Raw genomic sequence first — 11897 nt, 5'->3', positions numbered from 1 at the left:
GCGCACAGGCGGCTTCGCCATGGTGTTTCTCCTGTGTGATCAAGAAGTGGGGGTACGAGCCGGACCTAGAAAGGAGGCTCGTCCGAGTAGCCGCCCCGCGCCCGGCGCTCCCACCCCGCCCGTTGACGACAACCCGTTCGCCGCGCCCCCGCAGGGGCGGCCCGACCAGCCCTGGCGGCCCCGCCACCCCTCGGCCCACGGCGGCCAGGGAGGCGGCCAAGGCGGCGGGAACGGCCAGGGCAACGGCAACGGCAACGGCCCGTCCGACGGTCGCCCGTCCGACAACCGCCCCGTCTGGGGCAGCCAGTGGAGCGACCGGCAGCCGGGCCGCGAGGGCGGCGAGTTCGGCCGGCGCCCCGATGCCGGCGGCGGTCCGGAGCGGCCCGACGGCGGCCGGGGCGGAATGCGGTGGGACCCCACCGATCCCTCCCAACGCCGCGCCCGTTACGCGGTGCTCAGCGGGATGTGGGCGTTCTTCTTCGTCCTGTTCGGCTTCCCGGAGATCGCCCTGCTGCTCGGCGCGCTCGGCACGTACTGGGCGATCAGCTCCCTGCGCGCCGAGCCGAAGCCGCCCACCCCGGCCGACGGTACGGCGGGTTCCGGCCAGGCCGGAACGGCTCCCGCCGCCGGTGCGCCGACGGCGGGCGGTGCCCCCGGCGCGTCCGCCGGACAGCCCACGCCCGGTTCCGTGCCGCCGGGCGGTCAGCTCGGGCGCCCCGTACCGGGAGCCGTCGGCAAGCCGCAGACCACCGCCGCCGTCAGCGGGCTGGTGACCGCGCTGCTGGCGCTGCTGATGGTGGCCGGGACGTTCACGGTCGAGCTGGTCTACCGCGACTACTACACCTGCGTGAACGACGCCCTGACCCGCTCCAGCGCACTGGCCTGCAACGACCTCCTGCCGGACCCGCTCGAACCGATCTTCGGCGTCAAGAACTGACCCACCCCCTCCCCCGCAACCGGACACGGCCCGGCTCCCGACCCAGGAGCCGGGCCGTTCGCATGGCGCGCGCCGCTCGCGCCAGGAGGAGGCGTGCACGTGAGGGCGGGCGTGCGTGCGTGCGGGGTGTACGGACAGGGGCGTGCCCGTGAGGGCGTACGGGCGGGGACGTGCCCGCCAGGGCGTACGGGCAGGGGCAGGACGGGCGCGTGAGGGCGAAATCCGGCCACCTCGACCACGTGGAGCCGGGGCGCGTCCCGCATGCCCCGTAACCCGGCACGCCTCCTGGAGCTCACCTCCCGGTGCACGCCGCCTCGCACGCCGCCCGACGCCCCCGCCGGCCACTCACCACCGCCCCACCGCCCCGATACCCCCTCGGATACGCATTCCGACATACCCAGGCGCGCCCGAAAAACTTTCGAAAAGTTTCGAATTCCGCCCCTCAAGCCAGCCCCTTATAACTTCTCGTATCCAGCGATTATCCAAACCTCGATCTCTCCACTCCGGATAACCCTTGCCTTGACCTGCGAAAACACACTCCCACCTCCCCACTGGGGCAAAAAAGTTTTTCGCGATGACTGCCGAAACCATTGACACCCAAGGGCGCCGAATCAACACTGACGTCGCTGACAGACCTCAAAGGCCGTCGATTTGAGGCACCCGCACGACGACTCGCCCTTCCGGCTCCCGGCCGCACCAGGAACGCTCCACCCGCCGCGTCACCCCCTACGCCGACGCGGCTCACCACCTGACGCGTCCATGACATTTCCGGGTCGGGGTGACGTCTCGCCACCTGGCCTCCGGCCAGTCCGCACAAGGAGGAAGCATGTTCATGAAGGAAGGCACCACTCGTTCGAGGAGCCGCGGTCTCAGCCGCTTCAAGCTCCTCGGCCGGGCCTTCGCCCTGGCCGCCGCGGCGACCGCGCTGATCCTGCCGGGCACCGCCAACGCCGACACCACGATCAACACGAACCAGACCGGCACCAACAACGGCTATTACTACTCGTACTGGTCCGACGGTGGCGGATCGGTCTCCATGAACCTCGGTTCCGGCGGGAATTACAGCACCAACTGGAGCAACGTCGGCAACTTCGTCGCCGGTAAGGGATGGAGCAACGGCGGACGCCGGAGCGTGAACTACACCGGCACGTTCAACCCGTCCGGCAACGCCTATCTGGCCCTTTACGGGTGGACCTCCAACCCGCTCGTCGAGTACTACGTCGTCGACAACTGGGGCACCTACCGGCCCACCGGCACCCTCAAGGGGACGGTGACCACCGACGGCGGCACCTACGACATTTACGAGACGACCCGGACCAACGCCCCGTCCATCGAGGGGGACAACAAGACGTTCAAGCAGTACTGGAGCGTCCGGCAGTCCAAGAAGACCGGCGGCACCATCACCACGGGCAACCACTTCGACGCCTGGGCGAGCAAGGGCATGCCGCTCGGTTCGTTCAACCACTACATGGTGCTCGCCACCGAGGGCTACCAGAGCAGTGGTAGCTCCAACATCACGGTCGACGGCACCGGCGGCAGCACCGGCGGTGGCGGCACGGGCGGTGGCACCGGCGGCGGTACGAGCGGTGGTTGCACCGCGACGCTCTCCGCAGGGGACAAGTGGAGCGACCGCTACAACCTCAACGTCTCCGTCAGCGGCTCCAGCAACTGGACCGTGACCATGAACGTGCCCTCGCCCGAGAAGGTCCTCTCCACCTGGAACATCGGGGCCAGCTATCCGAGCGCCCAGCAGCTCGTCGCCAAACCGAACGGCAGCGGCAACAACTGGGGCGTGACGATCCAGACCAACGGCACCTGGACCTGGCCGACGGTCACCTGCACCGCGAGCTGACCCGTACCCGGCGCACCACCCCGCCGACCACGGCACCCGTAGGGCACATCGGCAGGAACCCGACCGGCGCGACGGCGCGGCAGCCTCAGGTTGTCGCGCCGTCCGTCGTCGGCCGTGGGTCCTCCGGCTCGGAACGGCCCGCGGGCTCCGACCTCGGCAGGAAGTCGTACTGCTCGGACCCCGGTTCGGCGGGCGCGACGGGGGGTACCGAGGGGGCGACGGGTGGAGCCGGGGGAGCGGCGGCCGGCGCGGCGGGTGCCTCGGCCGGGTGCTCCGGTCCGACGCGTCCGACGTGGCCGGGCGTCCCGTCCGCGGCCTCACCGGGTGCCGGGCTCGCGGAGGCCGGAGGAGCGGGCGGCACCCCGGTGGTCGAGGCGTCCGGTTTCCCGGGCTTCCGCCAGGGGAGGCGCGGGTTCCACCAGGGGCGCGCGTCCTCCCGGCCTCCTCCGGTGGACACTTCGGCGCCCCCGCCCGGGGAGGCCGCCTCGGGAACGGCCCCGGACGATGCCCCGGACGATGTTCCGGACAAGGCCCCCGACCGCCATGAACCGAACGTGCGCGCCGGGAGCGCCGTCCACTCCGGTGCCGCCACTTTCTCCGGCACCGCGCTCGCGACTCCCGCTCCCCGCACCGCCTCGGCCGCCTCCCCGCGCCAGCCCCAGGTCTGTTCACGCAGTCGCCAGGACCGCATCAGCAGCGCCGTGGGAACTCCGAGTACGGCGGTCCAGATCGCCGCGGCGGGGCCGGTCAGCCACCAGACCGGTCCGAACTCGGCGAGCGCCCGGGTCCCCATCGGCCCGCCCGCGAGGGCGGCCAGAGCCGCCGCGCCCACGCCGCAGCCGATCGCCGCGAGACCTGTGACCAGCGCGGTCTCCCCCGGACTCCAGGCATCCTCGCGCGCTCCGTACAGCGGGGCCGCCCTGCGTACGGTGAACCAGGCGAGGGCGACAGCCGCCGCCAGGGGGACCACTCCGGCCGCCGCGTTCACGGTCGTCCCCGGACCCGGTTGCGGCAGGGCCGCCAGCAGCGGGAACCCGGGCAGGGCGGGGTCGCCGTAGAAGCCGAGGGGCGCGACCGTCGCCGCCGTACCGAGCGAGAAGCCGGGCCCGAGTCCGTACGACGCCGCCCACACCGCCGCGTTCGGTACCAGCGCCAGCGCGAGCAGCAACACCGCGACCTGCCCTGACGGCTCGTCGGAGAGCGCCAGGAACGATTCCTCGGTCGCGGCCCCGTTCCGTACGAGCCCCACCGCGACGAGCAGCGCGCCGCCGCCGAGCAGCACCGCGAGCCCCGCCAGCGCCGACCTGGTCGCCGCCTCTGCCCGGTCGCGGAAGAGGGTACGGGCCACCGCCTCCTGGACCCGCAGTGGCGCCCACGAAGGGGTGGCGCCCAGCGGCCGGCCGGACGCCGTCCACACCCCGGCCGCCGCGGCGCCCGCCACCACCGCCACCAGGGGGAACGCCAGCGTGGCCGAAGCCCCGGTGTCCACGCGCAGCGGAGCCGACCGTACGAAGACCACGGCTCCCGCGACCACCAGCAGATAGCCGGTCATCACCGCGCAGCAGACGGCGGCGGCCGAGGGCGGCCGGTCCTCCGTCGCGTCCACCGGGGTCACCGGGTCCGCCGCGTCCAGCGCGTCACGGGCGGCCCGGTGCAGCAGCCACACCGGGAGCACCATCAGCATCAGGGGAACGGTCGCCACCGGGGCGGGGACACCGCTGAGGGTGTCGGTCCTGAGGAGTTCGGCACCGTGCGAGAGCAGCCACAGGGCCGCCGCCGTGCGCACCGCCCGGCCGGGGCCGGCGTCGGAGTACGGCGAGCTGATCCAGAGTCCCAGCAGGAGGACGGTGAGGGTGCCGAGACCGAGTCCGGCCGCGATCGAACCGCGCAGGAGCGCGGAGGCCAGGGCTGCGGCCCTGCCGCGTCCGGAGGACAACATCGGGCTGCGATCGGTCACTTGGGTCACGCTCGCCATGCTGCCAACGACACGCGCTGAATCCGTGTAACGGGCGAACGGGCGTCGTGTCGCCCAATATACGTTTATGTACTTTTTCACCCGGTGCAGTGTTAGGGCGTGTGCCGAAAGTGGCGCCGTCCGCCCGGAGGGCGGGTCCGGCGGCGTCCGGTGCGTGCGATCGCAAGGCGGAGGGTCGCCTCGATACTGGATGTATCGGGGCGATCCCGACAACACGGCGAGCGTGCGTGCCAGACGCCGCCGGACAGGCGGGACTCTCGACACATGCCCTACGGGGGGCCACCCGTGACGGAGAGTGCGACCGGCACCGCCGACGTTCCGCTGCCGCCTCCCAAGGAGCGGCGGAGGCTGCGCGAGGCGAGATCGCTGAGCGAGGAGCAGGTGGCTTCCGCGGTCGGGGTCACTCCGGCCACCGTCCGGTCCTGGGAGTCGGGACGTACGGCCCCACGAGGGCGCAAGCGGATGGCGTACGCCCGGTTCATCGGGTGCGCCGACCACCCACCGGCCCCCGTGAGCACCTCCGCGCCGCCCGGGCCTCCCACCGCGCCCGGTACGGCAGCCGCCGCGGCGCCACCCCCTGTCGCCGTAGCCACCGGGAGCACCTCCATGTCCCCGCCCGACCCCGATCCCACGCCGTCCCCGCGCCAGGACGCCCCCTCCCCGGACCAGGATTCCCCGGACCAGGACTCTCCGGACCAGGATTCCCCGGACCAGGACTCTCCGGACCAGGATTCCCCGGAGCGAGCCGCCGCGGACCCCGGCGACCGCGTCACGGTACCGCCCGATGCCGCCGCGGCCCCCGACGGCGCCGTTCCGGTGGAGCCCGAACCGGGCGCGCCTCCGGGGCCGGCCCCGGAGGGGGCTTTCGACGCGCTCTACCACCGGACCGCCCCCGAACTGGCGGGCCAGACCTTTCTGCTGACCGGGCGCCGGCTCCTGTCCCAGGAATCCGTGGAACGCGCGTTCCACACGGCGTGGGAGCGGTGGCCCGAGGTCGCCACGGACCCGGACCCGGCGGGCTGGGTGCGGGCAGCCGCGCACGACTACGCGCTGTCTCCGTGGCGCCGGGTGCACCGCGTCCACCGCCACCCGGACGCACCGCCCGCCGACCCGGAGCGGAGGGCGACGCTGGAAGCGTTTCTCGCGCTTCCTCCGACTTCCCGTCGCACGGTGCTGCTGTACGACGGGGTCGGGCTCGATCTGCCGGAGACGGCGGCCGAGACGGAGGCGAGCACACCGGCCGCCGCCGGGCGGCTGGTGAACGCGCGTGCCGCACTCGCCGAGCGGCTGCCCGAACTGGCCGAAGCCCCGTCGTCCACAGAGCTCTCCGCCCGGCTGCGCGAGCGGCTCCACACCCTCGCGGCCGTCGAACCGCCGCCCGCCCTGCCCGCCCCGAAGGCGGTACGCGCCGGGAGCGAGCGCAAGGCCCAGCTGTGGACCCGGGCGGCCATCGCCTTCGCCGCCCTGCTCATCGGTGCGACCGCCTTCACCCTGCACACCGCGCCGACCCGGTACGAGGAACCCCTCTCCCCCGCCGAACGCGTCGGCGGCGTCCCCCCGCGCGGCGGCCCGCAGCGCTTGACCGAGCAGGACCTGGAGCTTCAGGCGTCCCTGCGCGAGGAACTCGTACACGGACCGGAACGCGTGGTGCCGCTGCTCCGCTGACAACCTGCCGCTGAGCGGACGTCTCGCTCCTCCTTCCGGAGCCGGACGTCCGGAACGACGAAACGGCGCGGTCCCGTACCCCAGGTCGAGAGGGGTACGGGACCGCGCCGTCGTGACGCGTTCACACGGGGTGCGGCGGCGAGGCCGCCGCGCTGCCCGTGATCAGGCGCCGAGGATCTCGCGCGCCAGCTTGGCGGTCTCGGTCGGCGTCTTGCCGACCTTCACGCCGGCGGCCTCAAGGGCCTCCTTCTTCGCGGCGGCGGTGCCGGAGGAGCCGGAGACGATGGCGCCGGCGTGGCCCATGGTCTTGCCCTCGGGCGCGGTGAAGCCCGCGACGTAGCCGACGACCGGCTTCGTGACGTTCTTCGCGATGAAGTCGGCGGCACGCTCCTCGGCGTCGCCACCGATCTCACCGATCATGACGATGAGGTCGGTGTCGGGGTCCGCCTCGAACGCCGCGAGGGCGTCGATGTGCGTCGTGCCGATGACCGGGTCGCCACCGATGCCGACGGCGGAGGAGAAGCCGATGTCACGGAGCTCGTACATCATCTGGTAGGTCAGCGTGCCGGACTTGGACACGAGACCGATGCGGCCGGGCTTGGTGATGTCGCCCGGGATGATGCCGGCGTTGGACTGGCCGGGGGTGATCAGACCCGGGCAGTTCGGGCCGATGATCCGGGTCTTGTTGCCCTTCGAGCCCGCGTACGCCCAGAAGGCGGCGGAGTCGTGGACGGCGATGCCCTCGGTGATGACGACGGCGAGGGGGATCTCGGCGTCGATCGCCTCGACGACGGCGGCCTTCGCGAAGGCCGGCGGCACGAAGAGGACGGACACGTCGGCGCCCGTCTTCTCCATCGCCTCGGCGACGGAGCCGAAGACCGGGACCTCGGTGCCGTCGAAGTCGACGGTCGTGCCGGCCTTGCGCGGGTTCACGCCACCGACGATGTTGGTGCCGTCGGCCAGCATGAGCTTGGTGTGCTTCATGCCCGTGGCGCCGGTCATCCCCTGGACGATGACCTTGCTGTCCTTGGTGAGGAAGATAGCCATGGTGTGGAGTCCCTCGTCCTTACTTCGCAGCCGCGGCGAGCTCGGCGGCCTTGTCGGCCGCGCCGTCCATGGTGTCCACACGCTGGACCAGCGGGTGGTTGGCGTCGGAAAGGATCTTGCGACCCAGCTCCGCGTTGTTGCCGTCGAGACGCACGACGAGCGGCTTCTCGACCTTCTCGCCCTTGCTCTCCAGCAGCGCGAGCGCCTGGACGATGCCGTTGGCGACCTCGTCACACGCGGTGATGCCACCGAAGACGTTGACGAACACGGACTTGACGTCCGAGTCGCCGAGGATGATCTCCAGGCCGTTCGCCATGACCTCGGCGGAGGCGCCGCCACCGATGTCGAGGAAGTTGGCGGGCTTCACGTTGCCGTGGTTCTCACCGGCGTACGCGACGACGTCCAGGGTCGACATGACCAGACCGGCACCGTTACCGATGATGCCGACCTCGCCGTCGAGCTTGACGTAGTTGAGGTTCTTTGCCTTCGCGGCGGCTTCGAGGGGGTTGGCCGCGGCCTTGTCCTCGAGCGCCTCGTGACCGGGCTGGCGGAAGTCGGCGTTCTCGTCGAGCGAGACCTTGCCGTCCAGGGCCAGGATGCGGCCGTCCTTGGTCTTCACCAGCGGGTTGACCTCGACGAGGAGCGCGTCCTCGGCGACGAAGGTGTCCCACAGGGTCACCAGCGCCTCGGCGACACCCTCGGCGACGTCGGCCGGGAACTTCGCCTGGGCCACGATCTCGCGGGCCTTGACGATGTCGACGCCGTCGACGGCGTTGACCGGGACCTTCGCGAGGGCCTCGGGGGTCTTCTCCGCGACCTCCTCGATGTCCATGCCGCCCTGCACCGAGGCCATGGCCAGGAAGGTGCGGTTGGTGCGGTCGAGGAGGTACGAGACGTAGTACTCGGCCTCGATCTCGGGGGACAGCTCGGCGATCATCACCTTGTGGACCGTGTGGCCCTTGATGTCCATGCCGAGGATGTCCGTCGCCCGGGCGACTGCCTCGTCCGGCGTGGCGGCGAGCTTGACGCCGCCGGCCTTGCCACGACCGCCGACCTTCACCTGGGCCTTGACGACGGACTTGCCGCCCAGCCGCTCGGTCGCCTCGCGGGCTGCCTCAGGCGTGTCGATGACTTCACCGGCCAGCACCGGTACACCGTGCTTGGCGAAGAGGTCCCTCGCCTGGTACTCGAACAGGTCCACGCGCGTCCGTCCCTTTTAGTGGTCTCGCGGTTGGTTTGATGCGTGGGCGTGCCGCGAGGGGCAAACGTGACTGCGCTGTCACCAGGAATGCGTACACGGTGTCCGGTACGCGGCATGTCCATCCGGCAGGTTATCCCCGCGCTCCGCCCGACCCTAAATCGGAGATCGCGCACGAGCGGTGATTACGGTCACAGACCTTGCTGGTGACCGGGCCGGAGGGGACAAAACGGCACGGTCTCGCACCGGTGGCCACGCTGGTCAGCGGGGGTGCGGGCGGAACGGGCGGGGCGACGACCGCGGACGCGTCCCCTCAACCCTCGGGCCGGTGAGAGAAGGACCACCCTCGCGGTCCGGGCGCGGGGCCGCACCGCTAGGGCGCTACCGCTCCGGGACCGGCAGAGGGCGCTTCTCCAGGGCCGCCGCCATCACCTCCGGGAAGAGGTCGGGGGTACAGGCGAACGCGGGTACCCCCACGGCGGCCAGAGCCGCCGCGTGGTCGCGGTCGTACGCGGGCGCCCCCTCGTCCGAGAGCGCGAGCAGCGCCACGAACTCCACTCCGGCATCCCTCATCGCCGCGACCCGCTGGAGCACCCGGTCGCGTATCCCTCCTTCGTAGAGATCGCTGATCAGCACGACGACGGTGTCGGCGGGGCGGGTGATCCTCGCCTGGCAGTAGGCGAGAGCCCGGTTGATGTCCGTACCGCCGCCGAGCCGGGTACCGAAGAGCACGTCGACGGGGTCGTCCAGCCGGTCGGTGAGATCCACGACGGCCGTGTCGAAGACGATCAGCCGGGTGTCCAGCGAGCGCATCGAGGCGAGGACCGCCCCGAAGACGGCCGCGTGGACCACGGAGGCGGCCATCGAACCCGACTGGTCGACGCAGAGGACCACCTCCTTGCGCACGGCCCGGCCCGCCCGGCCGTAACCGATGAGCCGCTCCGGGACCACGGTGCCGGTGCCGGCCGCGCCGCTCGTCGGGTCCGCGCCGTCCACCCCGGGGAGCGGGACCCAGTTCTTGAGGTTGGCGCGGACGGTGCGGTTCCAGTCGATGTCGCGGTGGCGCGGTCTGCTCGTCCGCGCGGACCGGTCGAGAGCGCCGGTGAGGGTCGCCCGGGTGTGGCTCGCCAGCCTCTTCTCCAGGTCGGCGACGACCTTGCGCACCACCGCGCGGGCCGTCTCCCGCGTGGTCTCCGGCATCGCCCCGCCGAGTGAGAGGAGAGTGCCGACGAGGTGGACGTCGGCTTCGACCGCGTCCAGCATCTCGGGTTCCAGGAGCAGGGCGGCGAGGCCGAGCCGCTCGATCGCGTCCCGCTGCATGACCTGGACGACCGGGGAGGGGAAGTACGTACGGATGTCGCCGAGCCAACGGGCCGCGGCCGGAGCGGACGCGCCGAGTCCGGCCCCGCGCTCGCCGGGTGCGCGGGCGCCCGGGTGCTTCCCGCCGCCGTAGAGCGCGGTGAGGGTACGGTCCATCGCCGCGTCCCGGCCCTCGGGGGTGTGGCCGGTGGACTCCGCACTGTCGGAGCCCAGCACCAGCCGCCACCTCCTCAGCCGCTCGTCGGCGGGTGTCCGCTCGGACACGGCGTGCGGGGGCTCCGGTGCCCGCCCCGACCCGGGGATGCCTTCCGTCACGGTCGATCAGCTCCTGCACTCGGTCGGGCCTGCCGGGGTTCGGCGGGACAGGGTTCGGCGGGACAGGGTTCGGCCGCGGCGCGCCCGGTGTGCTCCGGGACCCGTCCGGGCCCGAGGACCAGGCGGAGCACCGGGAGTACGGCGTCGGCGCGGGGCCCGTCCAGCTCCGGGCCGTAGCCGGGCAGAGCGGCTTCCGTACCGGGCCCGCGCGCCCGACCGCCTGCGGCCGGTCCCCGGCGGGCCAGCTCCCCCAGGGTGCGCCGCACACCGGGTTCGTACACGGAGAAGGTGCGGCGGAGCAGCGGCAGCACGTCCGCGAAGGCGTGCTCGGGTACGCCGGTCAGCCAGCCGTCCACGAGGGCGAGGAGGCGCTCGTCGTGCACGAGGAGCATCCCGCCGCCGGAGGCTCCCGGGATGAAGCCGTCGATCCAGCCCCGGCGGAGCTCAGCCCTGCCGCTGCTTCAGGTACTCGGCGCGCAGGGCGTCGAGTATCCGTGCGGCCTCGTCGATCCCCGCCGCGCGGCAGCGTGCCGCCGCGGCCGTCAGCCGGGCGATCGCGTCCTCGCGCCGGTCGAGGCCGTTCCCCTCGATCAGAGCAGCGATGCGGACGGACTCGGCGCGCGGTACCTCACCGTCCTCCCCGCCCTGGTCGTAGGAGGCGATGGACGCCTCGGCGGCGGCGAGTGCCTCGGGGAAGCGCTCGGCCTCCGCCAGGACCCTCGCGCGGCGATAGTGCACCGCTCCGTCCTCGTACCAGGGGGCGAAGGACTCGGAGGCGTCCTGGCCGACGGGCCGGACCTGCTCGGCCCGAGTCAGGTGCTCCAGTGCGGTGTCCAGGCCGTCGGTTCCCCGGAAGGCCATGACGAGCCGGGCGAACTCGCACATCATGTGCCTGATCAGCGACGGGTTCGGTGCCTCGGAGTGGGCCGCGAGGGCGCGGTCGTACGCCGAGCCGGCCGCGTCCCAGCGGTCGGCCATGGCCAGCGTGATCGCGGTCTCGGCCGCCACCAGGGTGAGGGTCTGCCGGTCGTCCTCCCAGGCCGCCACGGTGTCCGCGAGACGCAGGAACTCCTCGGCGGCGGGCAGGAACTCCTCCAGCTCACGCATACCGCGAGCCAGCAGCAACCGGGCCTGGGCGAGCATGCGCTCGTCGATCGAGGACTGAGCATCCTGGGAGAGCACCGATTCCAGCACCGCGACGGCGTCGGCCTCCTGCCCGGAACGCGCCAGGACATCGGCGAGCTGGAGCCGTATCCCGGTGGCCCGCTCGTACTCCTCGTCCTGGTCGTACCGGGCGGCGGCCTCCGACAGGTGGCGGACCGCGTCGGCCTGGTTGCCCAGATGCGTGGCGGCATGGCCGAGCAGGGCGTACACCCCTGCCAGTTCGAACTCGGTGTCGTCGTGACGGACCACGTCGGAGAGCACCTGGTGCAGAAGCTCCGTGGCCTCCTCGGGCTCGCCCCGCGCGACGAGGATCTGGGCCAGCAGGGCACGGGTACGGGAACCGCGCCACGGCCGCCCGGCCGTCTCCAGCTCCCGGAGCGCTTGGCGCATCTCCGCCTCGGCGAGGGCGGCATCGCCCCGTTCG

At 72.4% G+C, this 11897-nt stretch carries 7 protein-coding genes and 2 pseudogenes; 3 read left to right on the top strand and 6 right to left on the bottom strand.

What is annotated here, in order from left to right:
- Window positions 1-19 precede the first annotated feature (19 nt).
- Together ACWD3D_RS25025 and ACWD3D_RS25020 are read left to right on the top strand one after the other, a co-directional pair.
- Window positions 20-937 carry a hypothetical protein gene (locus ACWD3D_RS25025; protein ID WP_451463042.1) on the top strand — a complete coding sequence of 306 codons (918 nt, stop codon included), beginning with the start codon at window positions 20-22 and terminating at the stop codon, window positions 935-937.
- Window positions 938-1769: 832 nt separating this feature from the next.
- Window positions 1770-2789 carry a glycoside hydrolase family 11 protein gene (locus ACWD3D_RS25020; RefSeq protein ID WP_451463041.1) on the top strand — a complete coding sequence of 340 codons (1020 nt, stop codon included), beginning with the start codon at window positions 1770-1772 and terminating at the stop codon, window positions 2787-2789.
- A gap of 85 nt (window positions 2790-2874) precedes the next feature.
- On the opposite strand, the gene ACWD3D_RS25015 is transcribed toward ACWD3D_RS25020, so the two are convergent.
- Complete coding sequence (locus tag ACWD3D_RS25015) at window positions 2875-4746, bottom strand: cell division protein PerM (RefSeq protein WP_451463039.1); 1872 nt, start codon at window positions 4744-4746, stop codon at window positions 2875-2877.
- A 303-nt stretch (window positions 4747-5049) separates the two neighbouring features.
- On the opposite strand from ACWD3D_RS25015, the gene ACWD3D_RS25010 reads away from it, so the two are divergent.
- A complete protein-coding gene (locus ACWD3D_RS25010; protein WP_451463038.1) occupies window positions 5050-6429 on the top strand; it encodes a helix-turn-helix domain-containing protein in 1380 nt (459 codons plus the stop codon).
- A 162-nt stretch (window positions 6430-6591) separates the two neighbouring features.
- Here the strand turns inward: ACWD3D_RS25010 and sucD are convergent, their stop codons facing one another.
- From sucD to ACWD3D_RS24985, 5 genes and pseudogenes are all read right to left on the bottom strand, one after another.
- Complete coding sequence (sucD, locus tag ACWD3D_RS25005; protein WP_387371551.1) at window positions 6592-7476, bottom strand: succinate--CoA ligase subunit alpha; 885 nt, start codon at window positions 7474-7476, stop codon at window positions 6592-6594.
- Window positions 7477-7495: 19 nt separating this feature from the next.
- Window positions 7496-8677: an ADP-forming succinate--CoA ligase subunit beta gene (gene sucC / locus ACWD3D_RS25000; RefSeq protein ID WP_451463037.1), complete on the bottom strand. Its 1182-nt coding sequence runs from the start codon at window positions 8675-8677 to the stop codon at window positions 7496-7498.
- A gap of 378 nt (window positions 8678-9055) precedes the next feature.
- Window positions 9056-10258: a VWA domain-containing protein gene (locus ACWD3D_RS24995; protein WP_451463040.1), complete on the bottom strand. Its 1203-nt coding sequence runs from the start codon at window positions 10256-10258 to the stop codon at window positions 9056-9058.
- A gap of 47 nt (window positions 10259-10305) precedes the next feature.
- Window positions 10306-10740, bottom strand: a pseudogene (locus tag ACWD3D_RS24990) (DUF5682 family protein); the annotation flags it as partial.
- Window positions 10741-10753: 13 nt separating this feature from the next.
- Window positions 10754-11897, bottom strand: a pseudogene (locus tag ACWD3D_RS24985) (hypothetical protein); the annotation flags it as partial.

The sequence above is a fragment of the Streptomyces sp. NPDC002690 genome (genome assembly GCF_053592415.1).
This window is presented reverse-complemented; position numbering and strand designations above follow the sequence as displayed.

Excerpts from the sequence above, each read along its gene's own strand:
- ACWD3D_RS25025 (WP_451463042.1), top strand. The coding sequence starts at position 20 with ATGGTGTTTCTCCTGTGTGATCAAGAAGTGGGGGTACGAGCCGGACCT.
- ACWD3D_RS25020 (WP_451463041.1), top strand. The coding sequence starts at position 1,770 with ATGAAGGAAGGCACCACTCGTTCGAGGAGCCGCGGTCTCAGCCGCTTC.
- sucD (WP_387371551.1), bottom strand. The coding sequence starts at position 7,476 with ATGGCTATCTTCCTCACCAAGGACAGCAAGGTCATCGTCCAGGGGATG.